At 39.2% G+C, this 17,064-nt stretch carries 17 protein-coding genes; 11 read left to right on the top strand and 6 right to left on the bottom strand.

Going from position 1 to position 17,064, the window contains the following annotated elements:
- Positions 1–205 precede the first annotated feature (205 nt).
- The 4 genes from EXE30_RS00380 (at position 206) to EXE30_RS00365 (ending at position 4,185) form a co-directional block, all read left to right on the top strand.
- Positions 206–745: a DUF924 family protein gene (locus EXE30_RS00380; protein WP_130160718.1), complete on the top strand. Its 540-nt coding sequence runs from the start codon at positions 206–208 to the stop codon at positions 743–745.
- Between the two features lie 37 nt (positions 746–782).
- Complete coding sequence (locus EXE30_RS00375; protein ID WP_005194100.1) at positions 783–1,343, top strand: CC0125/CC1285 family lipoprotein; 561 nt, start codon at positions 783–785, stop codon at positions 1,341–1,343.
- A gap of 13 nt (positions 1,344–1,356) precedes the next feature.
- Positions 1,357–2,667 carry a DUF445 domain-containing protein gene (locus EXE30_RS00370; protein ID WP_130160717.1) on the top strand — a complete coding sequence of 437 codons (1,311 nt, stop codon included), beginning with the start codon at positions 1,357–1,359 and terminating at the stop codon, positions 2,665–2,667.
- A 150-nt stretch (positions 2,668–2,817) separates the two neighbouring features.
- Positions 2,818–4,185: an MATE family efflux transporter gene (locus EXE30_RS00365; protein WP_121929070.1), complete on the top strand. Its 1,368-nt coding sequence runs from the start codon at positions 2,818–2,820 to the stop codon at positions 4,183–4,185.
- Positions 4,186–4,264: 79 nt separating this feature from the next.
- Here EXE30_RS00365 and EXE30_RS00360 read toward each other — a convergent pair whose 3' ends face one another.
- Entirely contained in the window at positions 4,265–5,095 is an 831-nt protein-coding gene (locus tag EXE30_RS00360) for an SDR family NAD(P)-dependent oxidoreductase (protein ID WP_130160716.1), read from the bottom strand.
- 268 nt (positions 5,096–5,363) lie between these two features.
- On the opposite strand from EXE30_RS00360, the gene EXE30_RS00355 reads away from it, so the two are divergent.
- From EXE30_RS00355 to phoR, 3 genes are all read left to right on the top strand, one after another.
- Complete coding sequence (locus EXE30_RS00355) at positions 5,364–6,041, top strand: TetR/AcrR family transcriptional regulator (RefSeq protein WP_130160715.1); 678 nt, start codon at positions 5,364–5,366, stop codon at positions 6,039–6,041.
- Between the two features lie 256 nt (positions 6,042–6,297).
- Positions 6,298–7,008: a phosphate regulon transcriptional regulator PhoB gene (phoB, locus tag EXE30_RS00350; protein WP_004673541.1), complete on the top strand. Its 711-nt coding sequence runs from the start codon at positions 6,298–6,300 to the stop codon at positions 7,006–7,008.
- A gap of 8 nt (positions 7,009–7,016) precedes the next feature.
- A complete protein-coding gene (gene phoR / locus EXE30_RS00345; RefSeq protein WP_130160714.1) occupies positions 7,017–8,375 on the top strand; it encodes a phosphate regulon sensor histidine kinase PhoR in 1,359 nt (452 codons plus the stop codon).
- A gap of 86 nt (positions 8,376–8,461) precedes the next feature.
- Here the strand turns inward: phoR and EXE30_RS00340 are convergent, their stop codons facing one another.
- Entirely contained in the window at positions 8,462–8,914 is a 453-nt protein-coding gene (locus EXE30_RS00340) for a PACE efflux transporter (protein ID WP_130160713.1), read from the bottom strand.
- Between the two features lie 94 nt (positions 8,915–9,008).
- Here EXE30_RS00340 and EXE30_RS00335 point away from each other — a divergent pair, with 94 nt between their 5' ends.
- A complete protein-coding gene (locus tag EXE30_RS00335) occupies positions 9,009–9,902 on the top strand; it encodes a LysR family transcriptional regulator (protein ID WP_130160712.1) in 894 nt (297 codons plus the stop codon).
- A gap of 341 nt (positions 9,903–10,243) precedes the next feature.
- On the opposite strand, the gene EXE30_RS00330 is transcribed toward EXE30_RS00335, so the two are convergent.
- On the bottom strand, positions 10,244–10,645 hold the full coding sequence (locus EXE30_RS00330; protein ID WP_130160711.1) for a MarR family winged helix-turn-helix transcriptional regulator: 402 nt from the start codon (positions 10,643–10,645) through the stop codon (positions 10,244–10,246).
- A 121-nt stretch (positions 10,646–10,766) separates the two neighbouring features.
- Between EXE30_RS00330 and EXE30_RS00325 the strand changes: the two genes are divergently transcribed.
- From EXE30_RS00325 to EXE30_RS00315, 3 genes are all read left to right on the top strand, one after another.
- A complete protein-coding gene (locus EXE30_RS00325; RefSeq protein WP_130160710.1) occupies positions 10,767–11,243 on the top strand; it encodes a GNAT family N-acetyltransferase in 477 nt (158 codons plus the stop codon).
- Between the two features lie 504 nt (positions 11,244–11,747).
- Positions 11,748–12,089: a DHCW motif cupin fold protein gene (locus tag EXE30_RS00320; protein WP_004673553.1), complete on the top strand. Its 342-nt coding sequence runs from the start codon at positions 11,748–11,750 to the stop codon at positions 12,087–12,089.
- A gap of 521 nt (positions 12,090–12,610) precedes the next feature.
- Positions 12,611–13,546, top strand: coding sequence for a hypothetical protein (locus tag EXE30_RS00315; RefSeq protein ID WP_130160709.1), 936 nt, complete (start codon positions 12,611–12,613; stop codon positions 13,544–13,546).
- Between the two features lie 114 nt (positions 13,547–13,660).
- Here EXE30_RS00315 and asd read toward each other — a convergent pair whose 3' ends face one another.
- From asd to pncB, 3 genes are all read right to left on the bottom strand, one after another.
- Positions 13,661–14,512 carry an archaetidylserine decarboxylase gene (asd, locus tag EXE30_RS00310; RefSeq protein WP_130160708.1) on the bottom strand — a complete coding sequence of 284 codons (852 nt, stop codon included), beginning with the start codon at positions 14,510–14,512 and terminating at the stop codon, positions 13,661–13,663.
- Positions 14,509–15,357 carry a sulfurtransferase gene (locus tag EXE30_RS00305; RefSeq protein WP_130160707.1) on the bottom strand — a complete coding sequence of 283 codons (849 nt, stop codon included), beginning with the start codon at positions 15,355–15,357 and terminating at the stop codon, positions 14,509–14,511. Before EXE30_RS00305 ends, asd begins: the two co-directional genes overlap by 4 nt.
- Positions 15,358–15,726: 369 nt before the next feature.
- Positions 15,727–16,929, bottom strand: a complete 1,203-nt coding sequence (pncB, locus tag EXE30_RS00300) for a nicotinate phosphoribosyltransferase (protein ID WP_004673560.1) — start codon at positions 16,927–16,929, stop codon at positions 15,727–15,729.
- Positions 16,930–17,064 lie beyond the last annotated feature (135 nt).

Genomic DNA, 17,064 nt, shown 5'->3' with positions numbered 1-17,064 from the left:
ACCAGATCAAGGCTGGTGACTTCATCGCGTGTATTCGCATGCCAAACATGCCTACTGTCACGACTCCGCCAATTATAACGACTATTACGATCTAGTCATCTGATTGTATTCGCTTAGCTTGGCAATTTTTATCACAATCTTGCTCTATAAGACATGCTGAAATTGTGATTTTATTAAAAATAAATCTTCCAATGGATACTCAACGATGCAAGCGCAAGACATTCTTGATTTTTGGTTTTCTCCCGATCATCGCTCACTTTGGTTTGCCAAAAGTGATGAATTTGATACGAAAATTCGCGGGCTTTTTCAACCGATTCATGATCAAGCAACTCAAGCAGAACTTTGGTCATGGCGTCAAACACCTGAAGGTCGTTTAGCTGAAATTATTGTTTTAGATCAATTCTCACGTAATTTATATCGTGATCAAGCACAAGCTTTTGCGTATGACAGCATGGCATTGATGCTGGCTCAAGAAGCAATTAGCCTACAATTAGATGCTCAGTTAAGCCCTGAACAACGTTCCTTTTTATATATGCCATTTATGCATAGTGAGTCCAAGCTCATCCATGAATTTGCCTTAAAACTGTTTCAACGTTTAGGCAATGAAATCAACTTAGATTTTGAGAAAAAACATAAAGTGATTATCGATCGCTTCGGACGCTATCCTCATCGCAATGCGATCTTGGGACGAACATCCAGCGCCGAAGAACTTGAATTCTTAACACAGCCAAACAGCAGCTTTTAAGTCGATCTCCCCTCGACGTCAGACAGAGGAATTGCATATGAAATCGTTACTCATCTGTGCCCCGCTATTGGTCACATTGGCATTTACAGGGTGTGCCAGCATACCGTCTCAACCCAAGACCTTTGATCAATTGGGGCAATTCACCGCTTATCCATTAAATAACAAAAGCTTCCGTATCGGCTTCCAAGCAGGAAATAATCTGAGTTATGGTACAGCTGAGGAAATTACCTTACTCAAGGCAGCACAAACCACGCTCCAAAATGGGTTCCGTTTTTTCACTGTAGTTGATGACCCAAGCAATGCGCGGTTCAAGGAGCAACGCCAAGCGGTAATTTATCCGAGTCGACCGTATTATCCTTATGGCTATTATCGTCGTCACCCCGCCTTTTGGCCGGATCCATTCTATGATGTACCACAAGTGGTCAATCTTGATCCCATCCAAGTGTCGTATACTATTGAATGCTTTAAGACTCAACAGCAATCACCTGATGCATTTGATGCACAGCTGATTTTGCGATCCTTAGGACAAAAATACGGATTGAGTCCAACAGGAGAAGTGTTGCAACCCCCTGCACCACCTCAAAACAAAAATGAATGAATAGGATGACTCAATGAATTCAGCCGAAGAAATCCACAAAGTACCAAGCCTGCAAAGAAGTAAATACTTCGCCACCGTAGCATTGGTGATTGCAGTGATGACGTGGATTTGTTTAATGGTCGTGGCGCATTTTCTGCCTGAGTATCGGTGGCTGATCCATATTTTCATGTTAAGCGCCGAAGCAGGTGTGGTCGGTGGTTTGGCCGATTGGTATGCGGTGACAGTGTTATTCCGCAATCCATTTGGGAAAATCCCATTACCCAAACTATTACGTGATCATACTGAGATTATTCCACGGAATAAGGCACGTATTGCTGAATCAATGGGTCGTTTTGTTCAGGAAAATTTCTTATCTCCCCAAATCGTGCAACGTAGTTTGCAAAATACCGACCTCAGTTTGGCGGTCGGTCAATGGTTAGCCAACCCCAAAAATAATGGACACGTGGTTCAAATCATCCAGCAAACGGTTCCGAAAATTTTTGAGTTTGTCAGTCAGGATCAAATTGCCAATTTTGTACAAAACAACAGTGTGCAATGGGTGCGCAGTACCAAAATCAATACGCTTGCCAGTGAAATGTTACGTGCAGTTTTGGAAAATGACTTCCATCAAGATGTGTTACAACGTGGACTCGATCTGGCTCATCAATGGATGGTGTCACATCCAGAAGAAGCACGAGAGTTGTCTCGCACATTATTTAAAGAACTGGGGGTCTGGAAACTGGCTAAAGGTGCGAGCTGGATCGGCATTGATGTGCAACAGCGTACTATTGACTCGCTGATTGAAAGAGTGGAGTCGATGTTGGCCAATCCTGAACACCCATGGAGACAAGACATTGAGGCAACCACTCATGCCCTCATGCTACAACTTGCTGATACCGATAGCGAAGCAAGCCAACGTTTGAACAGTGGTAAAGATGCCTTGCTGGATAGCCCACAAGTTTTAAACTTTATCAGCGGTGCGATTGCGATTTTATGCGATGCAATCAAAACAGATTTGATGCAACCCGATTCAGGCATTGCCACCAATTTACAAGCAGCGATTCAACAACTTGGTGTAAGCCTGATCCAAAATGAAAATGTTCGCCACGTCCTCAATGAAAAAATGGTGGGCTTAGCCACCAATTTCAGTGAGCAATATAGTGACAAAATCATTCGTTATATTAGTGAACGCATCCATGAGTGGGATTCACGCGAAATGATTGCCAAAATCGAGAGTGAAGTTGGCGGTGATTTACACATGATCCGTGTCAATGGTGTGATTGTCGGGGCCTTTATCGGTTTGATCTTGGGTATCATTCGTGCCTTTGTTGAAAATGTTTTGTAAAAGGTTTGAAATGATCAACTTTTCACGTAAAGTTGATCATCATAAAACTCATTCTTGGCTGTCGCCAAGCTCAATACCGCAATCATTTATCCGAACAAAAATAAGCAATCATGTTGCAAATGGCGTAGAGGAAGATACCAAGGAATTTGAATGACCCCACACCAAACATTGGTGATGCAACCCAATCTCTGGAAAACATTTTTTGTTTTTCTAGTGCCGCTGATCGCCACCAACATTTTGCAAAACTTGTCGGGGACGATTAATACCATATTTGTTGGGCAAATGATGGGGGTCGATGCAATTGCAGCGGTGTCGGTTTTCTTCCCTATCCTGTTTTTTTTGCTGGCATTTACCATTGGTATTTCGGCAGGTACCACAGTTTTAGTGGGTCAAGCTTGGGGCGCGCAAAATCTAGAAAAAGTTCGTAGTGTGGTTGGGTCAACCCTTTTTATCACCTTAATTGGTGGCACAATTATCGCAATCTTAGGCTTTGTTTTTGCTGAACATATTCTCAATCTTTTAGGTACTGATCCCAAAGTCATGCATATGTCGCTACCTTATGTGCAATGGATGCTGGCAGGTAGCCCCTTACTGTTTGTTTATATTATTTACACCTCTATTTTACGGGGTGTCGGTGATAGCGTCACTCCGCTGATTGCATTGGGTTTGACCAGTTTAATTGGTTTAGCAGTCACGCCAGTCTTACTTAAAGGTTATTTTGGTTTTCCAGCCTTAGGCATCATCGCACCCGCGATTGCCACCATCTTAGGCTATAGTGCAGTGTTGATTTTTCTAGCTTTCTACCTCAACTATAAAAATCATCCACTTAAAATAGATCGTCAATTGCTCCAACATATCCGCCATGATGCAGAATTAAGCAAACTGATTTTTAAACTAGGCATTCCAACAGGCATTCAAATGGTCACCACTTCTTTGGCTGGATTGGTGATTATAAGCTTGATCAACCGTTACGGCGCAGAGGCAACTGCAGCCTACGGCGCAGTCAATCAAGTCCTCAACTATATTCAGTTTCCGGCATTGTCGATTGCCATCGCAGCATCGATCTTTGCCGCCCAAGCGATCGGTGCAGGCAAACCAGATCTGTTGGCCAAAGTCACCCGCACCGCATTAAGTATGAATTTTTTATTTACGGGTAGTCTGATCATACTGGCGTATTTATTCTCGAAATATTTAATGGCGCTATTTATTACTGATCCTGCAGTTATCGAACTGGGACAGCAATTATTATTCATTGTGCTGTGGTCACTGCTGTTTTTTGGCGCAAGTGCAATTTTTGCCTCGATCATGCGTGCTAGCGGAACCGTAAACGTGCCGATGCTGATCAATATTTTTACTATTCTTTTAATCGAAGTGCCTTGTGCGTATTGGTTTAACACACTTTGGGGACTCAAGGGAATTTGGATGGCTTATGCACTCGCTTTTGTGTGTTTATGCCTATTCCAAGCCGCTTATTATCAATTTGTCTGGAAGAAACGCGAGATAAAGATTCTGATTTAAGCGTAAAAGTGCATCATAATCTTCAGCGTCAAAAAAAAGCCATTCAAACAAGAATGGCTTTTTATCTTAGTAGCGGAACTTACATCATTTTCGTTGCAAGTGCAGCAATACGTTGATATCCCGTTGGGAACAACCGTTGGAAAGAATCAACAATACGCGCATCTGCACCAATCAATAAACGACGTTTGTCTTTCAACACCGCATTTAGAATTTGACGTGCTGCTTCTTCTGGTGGCGTACGCAAGAATTTATCGAATTGTTTGATTGATTTACCTGGATCCATACCCAAGCTTTTCATACTGTCGTTCATTTTCGCCGCTTTTGCGATATTGGTACGGATCCCACCTGGGTGTACACAAAGCGAGCTGACACCACTCTTTTCAATATCAAGTTCTTGACGTAAAGATTCTGTGAAACCACGCACAGCGAATTTAGTCGCGTTATACGCTGATTGCGTTGGTTGTGAGGTTAAACCGAAGATACTTGAAATATTGATGATATGACCATCTTTGGTTTGCTTGATAAACGGTAAAAATTCTTTGGTCCCGTAAACCACACCCCAGAAATTAATCCCAACGATCCACTCTAAGTCTTCATAGCTTGCGCCTTCCACGGTTGAGCCGAGTGCCACACCCGCATTGTTGAAGATCATATTGACTGAACCATGATCTTCAACAGTGTCTTGCGCCCACTGTTTCACTGCATCCCGGTTTGAGACATCCAACACTTTTGTGGTCACTGTAATCTCAGGATACGCTTTCAATAGTTCGGTTGTTTGCGCCAAACCCTTTTCATTGATATCACTCAATGACAAATGACAACCTTGTTGAGCCAATAAAACAGCTAATTGTTGTCCAATCCCAGAACCTGCACCTGTGATCGCTGCGACTTTATTTTTAAAATTTTTCATTGCCTATCCTTTGTGTTGCGAATGATATGCACATATTCGCCTAGATTACGTGCAGTTTAAGATGTAACCAATATAATTTTGACAATACACGTTGTCAATATAGTACACTATGCTTTTAAGACAAATGGCAATAACACACACATTACTTGTCATATTGGGTCTATTTACATTTAATGAGATAAGATTTTTAGGCGATACAAGGCATAGTTGCATAATGTAAACTGAGCTAGACATACGGTATAAAGACTTTTAGGAAACGGTTCTTTCAATGACAACTCAAAAGCAAGCCAAAGCGAAGAAAAACAATAGCGAAACCAAAGAGCGTCAATTCAAGGGTCTTTCTTTAACTGAACGTAAAGAAGCGCGTCGTGAAAAATTGATTGAAGCTGGGATCGCTACTTACGGCACTCAGGGTTTTTTCTCAGTCACTGTCAAAGATGTCTGTAATGAAGCCAAACTTACCGAACGCTATTTCTATGAATCATTTAAAAAAAGTGAGGAGTTATTCCAAACTGTTTTTTTAAGAATGATTGGGGAAATGCAAAGTTGTTTAACACAGGCGGTGTTACTGGCTGCGCCCGAACCGAAGAATATGGTGACTGCTGGGCTATCGGCGTTACTGAATACCATTCGAAACGATCCGCGTATGGCTCGGATTATTTATATTGATGCCATGTTGGTTCAAGACTTACACAATCAAGCGACGATCCAAGAAACCTTGACTCAGTTTGATCGGATCATCCAGGGCTTTGTGATGATCACCATGCCCAATGTTCAACAAAGTACCGAGGAAGTGTCTTTAATGGCGACAGGCTTAAACGGTTATGTCACACATATTATTATTCGTTGGGTCTCGGAAGGCTTCAAACAACCGCTAGAGGACGTGTTAGCGGCTTGTTGTGCAGTGTTTTTATCCTTTATCGCAACAACATCACAAAAAAATTAAAATCATTTTACAGTTTTGTGACAAATAAAACTGTTAAACTAGGATCATATTAACCAAATGAATTCATTTGTTTTATTGACAAATTACCTGTCATCATTTGGTCACTATGCTGCCGCACAATTGTCACAATTTATTGCTAAATTCGACTTTATTCACTCTTTTGCAATGATATTGTCATAATTAATCTTTGTAATAAGCCTGTCATAACAACAAAACGGTTCACCATTACCGTTATAAATTTTGAGGGTATTGCGCTGTGAAAGATGACTATATTTTAATTGTCGACGATGAGCTACCGATTCGTGAAATGATCCATACCTCTTTGGATATGGCAGGTTTCCAATGTTTACAAGCTGAGGATGCCAAACAAGCACATCAAATTATCGTTGATCAGCGTCCTGCTCTTATCTTGCTAGATTGGATGCTACCGGGCGGTGTCAGCGGTGTAGATTTGTGCCGTCGTCTCAAACGCGATGAGAATTTGGCTGAAATCCCTGTGATTATGCTGACGGCGCGTGGCGAAGAAGATCATAAGGTACAAGGTTTAGATGCCGGTGCCGATGACTACATGACCAAACCTTTTTCTACCCGTGAACTGGTTTCTCGAATCAAAGCAGTCTTACGTCGTGCCAATGCATTGAGCGGCGAAAAAGTGATTGATGCCAATGGTTTAATGCTTGATCCTGTCAGCCAACGTGTCAGCTTCGGTGACAGCATTTTAGAGATGGGACCAACCGAATATCGTTTACTCGCCTTCTTTATGACACATCCTGAACGCGCTTATACGCGCGCACAATTGCTTGACCAAGTCTGGGGTGGTAATGTCTATATCGAAGACCGTACCATTGATGTGCATATTCGTCGTTTACGCAAAGTGTTAGAACCTTATGGGGTCGATCGTTTTGTACAAACGGTACGTGGCACAGGTTATCGTTTTTCTACACGAGCTGATTTGGCAGCAGGTTAAAGCCCTTTATGTACGAACCCTATCCCGTCCCTGAACTGGCACGTGAACACCAGCGTTTTCGCTATAGCAGTTTATGGGCTTTTGCAAAGCAAGATTTAAGACTGTTACTTTTTTTCTTATTGATTGCAAGCTTAATCGGATTTGGAGTGGGCTATTTTTGGAGCTGTATTTTCATCGCATTTGTGGTGTTTTTTATCTTACAGCTCCGCTCGCTTTACTTGGTCAATGAATGGATTTCAAATCGTCCTTATGATGTTCCACCGAACTTAAATGGGATTTGGGGCGCATTACTATTCAACGTCTATCGTGCTCAACGCCAAGAACGTATCGTTCAAGCAGAAATGGTGGGCTTGATTGACCGTGCACAATCTTCGTTGTTCGCCTTAGCTGAAGCAGTGGTATTGATTGATGATCAACATCAAATCGAATGGTGGAATCCAGCAGCCGAAAAGTTATTAGGCATTGAACCTTTAGATCGTGGACGCAACTTATTGACGATTTTACGTCAGCCGAGTTTTATTGAATATTTTAAACATAGCGATCAAGCACCCGATGGGATTCGTCTACAAGTACAGATGGATGAAGAACGCTATGTGCAGGTCAAACTGACACGTTTTGGCGGAGAAAGTCGACTGTTAGTGGCTTATGACACCACACGCGTACACAACCTAGAGCAAATGCGTAAAGATTTCGTCGATAATATTTCGCACGAACTACGTACACCACTCACCGTGCTGAGCGGTTATATCGAAACCTTTACCGATCAGGATGATATTACCCCGCGTTGGAAACGTGCCTTCACGCAAATGCAATCGCAAACCAAGCGCATGAATGCATTGGTCAATGATTTATTATTGCTGTCCAATTTAGAAAACAATAAAAAAGTCGCCAAAAAACAGATCATCGATATGGCAAATTTAATGAATCAAATCTTTGATGATGCTCGTGCTTATAATTTAGATTATGGTCATACGCTCAATTTAGATATCGATAGTCATTGTGATCTGATTGGTTCAGATATGGAAATTGCCAGTGCTTTCAGCAACTTGATCACAAATGCGATTAAATACACCCCCAAAGGCGGCATTATTACCATTGGTTGGCATGAAGAAAACGATCAAGCCTTTTTTAGCGTACAAGATAATGGGATCGGTATTGATCCGAAACATTTGCCGCGTTTAACTGAACGTTTCTATCGGGTTGATAGCGCGCGAAGCCGTCAAACAGGTGGCACAGGTTTGGGGCTTGCGATTGTCAAACATGTCTTGATGCAGCACGGCGCACATTTAGAAATCACCTCTAAAGAGAATGAAGGTTCAACCTTTACTGCTGTTTTCCCAAAAGAACGTTTATATCGAATGATCTAAGTATTCTACGCAACAGTTATAGTGCATTTAAAACTAAACAAGCCGATCTCAACAGATCGGCTTGTTTAGTTTTAGCTGTTTTAAAATTAGCCAGTTACTTTCGAACCCAGTTCATTTTCTTCAAGCAAATGGCTTGGCAGACCAAAGATATGATCAAAAAGATAATTATAAACAAAGGTATAGCATGGAATGATTACCATCAAACTAAAATCTAGTAAGAAGGCTTTGAGCAAACTAATCTGCATCCACCATGCAATCAGCGGAATCAAAATCATCACCAATATGATTTGGAAGCCAATCGCATGTGCAATTCGTCTCCACACCGTTCGTGTTTTGGAAATTTGGGTTTTTTCCCACATCTCAAAAACATAGTTATAAAAGAAATTGACCGTGACAGCGATCACCGCAATCAGAATCGATAAAGGCCCTGTATGGCTAATCGTGGTGCCAGAAAGTGCAGCCAAAATCAGCGCACAGATAAAAAAGCTAAAAACTTCATAGAAAAATACATAAGTTACTCTTCTTTTGGTTCCTTGCATCACGACACCTTAAAATCAATAATGATTGGATTTTACGCCTTAATTCTGATAAAAAAAGTTAATCGTGATCAGATTTACTGACAAGGAAACAGACATGAAACTTAATAGTGAACAGCTGGAATTAATCCTTGAAATTATGGATCGCGGTAATTTTTCAGCTGCCGCACGTGCGCTAAATCGAGTTCCTTCCGCGGTCAGTATGGCGATCGCCAATTTAGAAGCTGAACTGAATTTAAAATTATTTGAACGCAGTAAAAATCATCTTGCACCCACGGAAGTCACACGCTCGATCGAGCCGCATGCACGATTGATCGTAACCAAAATGCGCCAATTAGAATTGCATCTAACCGAGCTTTCAACGGGACTGGAAACCAGTCTCTCGATTGGTGTCGCAGCGGATATCAATCAGAAGTTTTTATTGGCAGGTATTGAGCATCTGATTCAACACTTTCCTCTCTTAAATATTGAAATGGTCAGTGCACCTCAACAAGAGCTGAAAACACGTCTGCAAAATAATGAAATTGATCTGTATATCGCCTATAGCTCATCGACGATCGACGTCAATGAGCGGTTCCGATTACTCGGTGTTGAAAAATTTGTGGCTGCCGTTTCACCCAAAAAAGCACAACAGCTGAAAGATCATAATAAGAATGAACTGACGATGCTTTCAGAGTTGAGACAAATCGTGATTGCCAGTAAAAATTATCCGCTGCCTGATCCACGGGTGTTGGTTTCAGATGCATGTTGGTATACCGATAATTTATCGATGGCAATCAATATGGTGGAACATGGCATGGGTTGGGGTAATTTTCCCCTATCCGTTGTAAGTGAGCATTTTTCTAAACAAAGTTTGGTTCGATTAGAGTTTAGCGATACCACCAATGGCCTAGATATGCCGATTCATGCGATTTGGCAGAGTTACAAACCTTTGAGTAAGACCTTACAGATGCTAATTGAACTTTGGATCAAACAAATTGAAATTGAATAAAAAAAGCCCGACATCCTGTCGAGCTTTTTCCATATTCCTTTCACTAGGTATGATTCCTGTCATACCTCACATCCCGATGCGAAAACTTATTGTTATTTTTTTATGTTTTGGAACTTCCTGTTCCTGATGAGTTCATATTAGTTGATTCGATTGGGTCTGAATATGGGACATTGCCTCTAATCGTTGTAAGAAAAAGCGTACAGGGTTTGGTATTTGAAAAACTGCTGATCAACAGCCAAAAAATCTCAAATTCGTTTTTGATATAGCTTTTACCACTAAAGAAAATATTCTGATTTTTTCCGTATAGCGTCCATTATTCTTTGTAGAAAACTAATTCACAATCAAAGACGTTTTAAGAGATCGGTTAGCATTAATATTTGATCTTCTCCTAGACTATCCTCGATTTCTTGTTGAACCTTCTGCCAGTGAGGAAGAGCTGCTTTTAAAAGTTGAAGTCCTTCTTGTGTTAGCTTTAAAGTCACTTCTCTTTGATCTTTATCGCCTTGTGTCAGTTCAACAAGCGCCATTTTCGCTAGGACTTTCACATTCCGCCCCACTGTCGAACGCTCCAACTCCATCTTTTTAGCTAAAGATGTGAGGCTAATCGGTTCAGCTCTCTTAATCATTGATAAAAGAGAGAATTGGGTAATATTGATGCCAAACTCAGCCAATGCAGCATTATAACGATGCCCTAAACGTCGGGAAGCACTGCGTAACTTTGCACTGTAACAAGGTAAAATCATAAGTCCAATTAATCCCTTCAGGTTAAGCTTAGTTTGACACAAATGATAAATCTTGTAGAACTGATATCTTTCCACTAACATGAGGGTATATACCCGTATTTTTCACTACTGTGGTTGATCTATGAAAATTGTTGAATATAACGATAAGTTTAAAGATGACGTTATTGATTTAATTTTAAGTATTCAAAATATTGAATTTGATGTCGGTATCCCATTAGCTGAGCAAACAGATATTCAAGATATACATAAATACTTTATTACATCAGGTGGAAATTTTTGGTTAGCATTAGATCAAAACGATAAATTGATCGGAACAATTGGGCTTCAGGCACTTACGCCACAAACAGCTATTTTAAAAAAGTTTTTTGTTATTTCTGAATATCGAGGTCATCAAGTTGGAATGGCTTTATATAGTGAGCTTTTAAAATTTGCTGAAATAAATCAATTTTTAGAAATCTTTTTAGATACGCCAGCTAAAGCAACTCAATCACATAAATTCTATCGTAAAGCTGGATTTGAAGAAGTTGCCAAGGAGCTATTACCTGTTGCATACCAATATCCAGACAGAGATTCACTCATTTTTCATTTAAAACTTTAAGCTAGGGAAATAGGGATTTAGTCGAGTTATCAGGCATTCCCCCCACTCAACAACATCAGAGATTAGGTAAAAATTTGAAAGAAAAAAGCTCGACATCCTGTCGAGCTTTTTTCCGTATTCCTTTCACTAGATACCATTCCTGTTGTATCTCACATCCCGATGCGAAAACTTATTATTATTGTTTTATGTTTTGGAACTTCCTGTTCCTGATGAGTTCATATTAGATATTTTGATGGGGTCTGAATATGGGACATTGCCCCTAATCGTTGTAGGAAAAAACGTACAGGATTGTGTTTAAAAATCTGGCTATAAGCACCTAAGCTGCTAATAAAAAATCTGTTTTTTTTCCAATCTATCGATTTTATGGTCGTCGATGCGAATAAACTTTTAATTTTTATTATTACATTAATTTTCTTTCATATAGTAACCATTATATTAAAGGCGTATTGCAAAAACTAAATTTATCTATAGTTTGAGAATGAACCTAAATTTTTGGAACAGAATATGAATATTTTCCCTTTTCCATTTCAAGTTACTGATTGGGAAAAAATAGAAACCACAGAATACAGTGGAGAAACAGGAAAAGCGTATTGGAAGACCCAGTATTTTGGTGAAGAAACCAATAAAATTCGAGTAAGAATTGTCGAGTATTCAGCCAATTACTTAGCCGATCATTGGTGTGAAAAAGGTCATATTTTATTTTGCTTAGAAGGTGAACTTGAAAGTAGATTAAAAGATGGCCGCACCTTTATTTTAACCCAAGGAATGAGCTATCAAGTTGGTGATCATGCCGAGCCACACCAATCCTTCAGTTTGAATGGTGCTAAATTATTAATCATTGATTGAATTAATCTAATACAGTTGATGCAAACTTAAATTAAAGACATTCAATGCATACACTCAGTGATAGATCAGACCTTAAGTAAAAATTTGAAAGAAAAAAGCCCGACATCCTGTCGAGCTTTTTCCCGTATTCCTTTCACTAGATACCATTCCTGTTGTATCTCACATCCCGATGCGAAAACTTATAATTCTTGTTTTATGTTTTGGAACTTCCTGTTCCTGATGAGTTCATATTAGGTAATTTGATTGGGTCTGAATATGGGTCATTGACGTTAATCGATGTAAGAAAAAGCTTATACAGGAGTTGTATTTAACACTCTAGCAACAAATACCTAAACAACTAATAAACAAGTTGTTTTAAATCGACTTCTTTTAAAGCTTTTAGCATTCTATAGAATATTTAAATTCTGATTTTTAATATTCAAATAACCCCTCTTTCTTAAACGACAAATTATGTCGCAATAAGCTGACAAAAAATATTTTTCATCATAAAATCAAACTAATAAATATGGAAATAGGTTATTGTGAGAAAAGATACTAAAGAACTCTTATTAACAGCCTTAAAAACTATAGTTGCATCAAATGAGTTTCGTGAAAGCTTGCTAGAGATAAATGAAAACTTTTTCAATCTAAAACAAGAGTCTCATATACGGAACGTATTATTAATCCATATAAATAATTTTTTTAAAGAAAAAATTTTAAACTATAAGGCTATATCTGAACACCCTAGGATTAACAATACAAGAATTGATTTATCAATTGTTAATTTGGATTCACTAGATGATATTTTTAAGATTGAATTTAAATTTCAGTTGATAGGAGACTATAAAAGAGGAAATATTATTTATAGAAAAAATGAAATAGCTTATGATTTTAATAATAAAAAAAGTGACTTATTTATTTTGATTGTTATTGAGTGGGATGATTCTGAGAAGCTGAAATTTGATAAAGCATGCGGCTTAGAAAAATCTTTAATTAACTTTAATAAAGGTAATACAAATCACTGGAGAGATGCTATTAATCTATTATTTAGTGATGTTCATACATCAGAACTTTATGAACATGAAAGAATTGAAATTTATAAACCATATAAAACGCTATATCATTTTTATTTTTTATCTCAAAGATGTGAAAAACAATCAAATGTACCCTATGACAAACTTTTTAAGTTGCTACCTTTTCTTGAGAAAGTACAAGAATTACAACTCACTGAATATGAACTACTAATTAATCAGTTTATAAATGCAATGGATAAGCACATGTGTTCTAACTATGATGAAATTTTAGCTGATGTTAATACAAGTGCTGAACAATTACAAAATCTTACTGAAAAGCAATTATTAGCATTTTTAACAGCAGCAATTCTTAGAGATAGGTTTATTGATTGGTATCTGAAAGATTTTATTAAATCTGGAACTCTACTCTTAGCTTTAAAGGAATTGCAGTATAAAGCTAACTAAAAGAATACTTCAGATTATTTTTTTCTAAAATTTACCAATACCCTTTATGTACAATACATAAAAAATTAAAGCCCCTCAAACTAATCAAGGGGCATTTTAAAAATTACTTATAAATTAAATCGAATGACCCAACCGCTCACCCATTACTACAGCCGAATTGGCTTTAAACTGCTCTTCCCAGACCATTTTATCTTTTTCAAATAAAATGACAGCGGTTGAACCGAGATAGAAACGCCCGAGTTCTGCACCTTTCTCAAGTTTCATTTGATGATGCTGTAACTCAACACGACCTGTAGGTTTTACTTTACCTGTTGCAACCGTTTCAATGCCTGCCACAATCATTGCACCCACTAAAACCACAGCCATACGACCAAGCTCAGTATCAAACAAACACACCATGCGTTCATTACGCGCAAATAAACCAGGGATGTTTTCCGCAGTCACTTGGTTCACTGAAAATAATTCACCCGGAATATATAATGTTTCCGTCAATGTGCCTGCCAATGGCATATGCACACGGTGATAATCTTTAGGTGACAAATAAACAGTCGCAAATTGACCTTCATGGAATGGTTTCGCCAATTGCGGATCACCAATCAATTTCTCAACAGAAAAACTCTGACCTTTGGCTTGAAAAATATCACCTGCTTCAATTTTACCAAGCTGTGAAATCGCACCATCCGCAGGGCAAACAACACTATCTGCTCGCTCATCTACACCACGTACACCATTTTTTAAGGCACGGGTAAAAAATTCATTGAAAGACTTGTATTGCAGAGCATTGCTTTGCTCAGCAATACTCATATCAATACCATATTTTGCTTTGAATGCTTGAATAACAGCAGTTTTCACCAAAACATTTTCACTTGCGGCAACCTTGCCAATAACACGACTGAGCTGATGTTGCGGTACTAAATTTTGTGCTTTGATAAAGAATTGTTTTTTTAAATCTGCTGCAAAACTCAAGACGGTGACTCCCCTGAAATAATAGGACTATCGAGGCGATTGCCCCATTCACTCCACGCACCATCGTAGGCTCTGACTTGCCAATTGAGCAATCTCGCCAAAATATACGCCAAGCCTGAACGGTGATGCGACTGACAATACACCACGACAGGTTGTTGTAAATCAAAGCCTAATTGCTCTAAACGTTGTTGAGTGCGTTCAAGCGAGTGTAATTTTAGATGATTTTCACGATTAAGGGCAGTACTCCACTCAAAATGCATTGCATTTGGAATGTGACCGCCGCGTCGCGCAGCTAAACGCAAACCTATATATTCGTCATGACTACGACAATCCCACAACTGGATATTGTGTTCTTGAACCTGCTCTAATAATTCATTATATTCAATACGGTGTTGTTGTACCGCATTCAAATCCACCTGTACACGTTCGCGAATAGGAATAAAGGTTTCAACATCAGTGGTCGTTGGCAAACTTGCACCCAACCAAGCGTGAATGCCACCATTGATTAGACTGGTGCGAGTAAACCCAAGGCAATGTAAATTCCAGATCAAGCGTCCTGCCCAAGCCCCACCTTCATCGTCATATACCACCACATGATGCTGAGGTGAAATATTTAATTTTTCAATTAAGGCTTTTAAACCCTCTACATCGGGCAATACACCATTGGCTTGTTCATTTTGCGCAACTAAATATTTAGGCTGTAAATGAATCGCATGAGGAATATGCAACTGTTCATAAACCGATGCCCGACTTAAATCAATCACACGAATCAACTCATGCCCCAAATGCGGAACAAGTTGTTCAGGTTCAATCAGTAAACCGAGTTTAAAATCAATGTCAGTCATTGTTATGGAATCTTGTGATCACAGCATTGTGATTGATTTTAGCATAGCTCAGTTTGTATCTTTGTCTGATTTTTTGCATTCATTTGGCAGCAAATCAGATATAGCAATAAGTCCAACGATTATGAATTAAAAGTATAAAACTTAATAACATTGAGAAAGTTAAGCCTTGTAAATCTCTAGAGAAAGTTTACTGGTGCGAAGGCGGCATGGATGCCGCCTGTTGAACTTCGGCATAAAGGATGTGCCGTCAGTTCAACAAAAGATTTTTGTTACTTTTGATCTTTCAAAAGTAAAAAATAACTCTACAAATCACTTGTAAGATTTAAGCCATTCCATGACAGCACTCGCTTTTTAGTGATCAAAAAATGACTAAACGTCCTCAATCTCAAACACTTGTCGTAAATAAGCAAGGAAGGTCTCATTATCACTCATGGTTTTTCCTGAACTATCCGAGATTTTGGCTACAGATTGGCGATTACACTCCACCAATTTCAACACAATATTCAACGGTGTCTGCCCCATATCATTGGTCAGATTGGTCCCTATTCCAAAACTAACTTGGAAACGATCTTTAAAATACTGATGTAATAACCATGCCTTTTCTAAATCAAGACCATCACTAAAGGTCAGCATCTTGGTCTTGGTATCAATTTTTAATTTACGGTAGTGAGCATAAGCTTTGTCGCCCCACTCATACGGATCACCACTGTCATGCCGCAAGCCATCAAATAACTTGGCAAAATACAAATCAAAATCACGCAAGAAGGCATCCATACCGACCACATCGGTCAAAGCAATACCAAGATCTCCCCGATACTCTTGTACCCACGCTTCTAGTGCCGCTTTCTGGAAGTTGCGTAATCGCACATCCAATGCTTGAAAGGCTTGTAAAAACTCATGCGCCATCGTTCCGATGGGGCTAATGCCAAGTTCTTTAGCTAATAGCACATTGCTGGTTCCACGAAATACGGTTGGTGCAGCAGTATGAAACGCTTGTACCACATGCTTCTGCCATTCAAAACTATAACGGCGACGTGTTCCAAAATCTGAAACCAAAAAGGGTGGATCATTTTCTTGTTGTAATTCAGCATACTGTTGCAACTGAATCAACTTCTGCTGTAACCGACGCTCACCTTCAACCCAAACATCATCATGACGAATACGGCGGAAATACAGTTCATTGACGATGGCCAAGACAAAAATCTCAAACATCATCGCTTGAACCATGGGTCCTTCGATTCGAATATCTAAACGCCCAGCGTCATCAACACTGGCCTGAATAAAACGACGTTTCAGTTGGAATAATTCTAGATAATCAACGAAATCACTTTTGATAAAACGCAATGAGCGTAAGTATTGCAGCTCATCTTCTGCAAATTTTAAATCGCAGAGCAAATCGAGTTGATGATTTAAATCAGCTAAAATTTCTGCCAAAGGATAAGCCGTATCTTTTAAATTCCGACAACGAAATAAATAAACACTATGGGTTTGCGGAAACTGATGTAACACCACTTGCAACATGGTGAATTTATATAAGTCGGTGTCGAGTAAAGATCGAATAATGGCAGACATAGGTGCTGGTTTTAACCCATTCTTTTGCATAATATCTTTCGTTATACAACCAAAGCGCTGCTGTTGGATAGTAGACTTTTGCTGCAAAGTCACTTTTTAATCAAGCTTCTCTGCTAAAATCGCCTGTCTTTTTTC

This window comes from Acinetobacter halotolerans, assembly GCF_004208515.1.
GTDB classification, from domain to species: domain Bacteria; phylum Pseudomonadota; class Gammaproteobacteria; order Pseudomonadales; family Moraxellaceae; genus Acinetobacter; species Acinetobacter halotolerans.
The sequence above is the reverse complement of the archived record's forward strand: the minus strand, read 5'-3'. Positions and strand labels throughout refer to the sequence as shown.

Excerpts from the sequence above, each read along its gene's own strand:
- pncB (WP_004673560.1), bottom strand. The coding sequence starts at position 16,929 with ATGTCTGCCATTATTCGATCTTTACTCGACACCGACTTATATAAATTC.
- EXE30_RS00355 (WP_130160715.1), top strand. The coding sequence starts at position 5,364 with ATGACAACTCAAAAGCAAGCCAAAGCGAAGAAAAACAATAGCGAAACC.
- EXE30_RS00380 (WP_130160718.1), top strand. The coding sequence starts at position 206 with ATGCAAGCGCAAGACATTCTTGATTTTTGGTTTTCTCCCGATCATCGC.
- EXE30_RS00305 (WP_130160707.1), bottom strand. The coding sequence starts at position 15,357 with ATGACTGACATTGATTTTAAACTCGGTTTACTGATTGAACCTGAACAA.
- EXE30_RS00370 (WP_130160717.1), top strand. The coding sequence starts at position 1,357 with ATGAATTCAGCCGAAGAAATCCACAAAGTACCAAGCCTGCAAAGAAGT.
- EXE30_RS00320 (WP_004673553.1), top strand. The coding sequence starts at position 11,748 with ATGAATATTTTCCCTTTTCCATTTCAAGTTACTGATTGGGAAAAAATA.
- phoR (WP_130160714.1), top strand. The coding sequence starts at position 7,017 with ATGTACGAACCCTATCCCGTCCCTGAACTGGCACGTGAACACCAGCGT.
- EXE30_RS00325 (WP_130160710.1), top strand. The coding sequence starts at position 10,767 with ATGAAAATTGTTGAATATAACGATAAGTTTAAAGATGACGTTATTGAT.
- EXE30_RS00330 (WP_130160711.1), bottom strand. The coding sequence starts at position 10,645 with ATGATTTTACCTTGTTACAGTGCAAAGTTACGCAGTGCTTCCCGACGT.
- EXE30_RS00360 (WP_130160716.1), bottom strand. The coding sequence starts at position 5,095 with ATGAAAAATTTTAAAAATAAAGTCGCAGCGATCACAGGTGCAGGTTCT.
- EXE30_RS00340 (WP_130160713.1), bottom strand. The coding sequence starts at position 8,914 with ATGCAAGGAACCAAAAGAAGAGTAACTTATGTATTTTTCTATGAAGTT.
- EXE30_RS00365 (WP_121929070.1), top strand. The coding sequence starts at position 2,818 with ATGACCCCACACCAAACATTGGTGATGCAACCCAATCTCTGGAAAACA.
- EXE30_RS00335 (WP_130160712.1), top strand. The coding sequence starts at position 9,009 with ATGAAACTTAATAGTGAACAGCTGGAATTAATCCTTGAAATTATGGAT.
- EXE30_RS00375 (WP_005194100.1), top strand. The coding sequence starts at position 783 with ATGAAATCGTTACTCATCTGTGCCCCGCTATTGGTCACATTGGCATTT.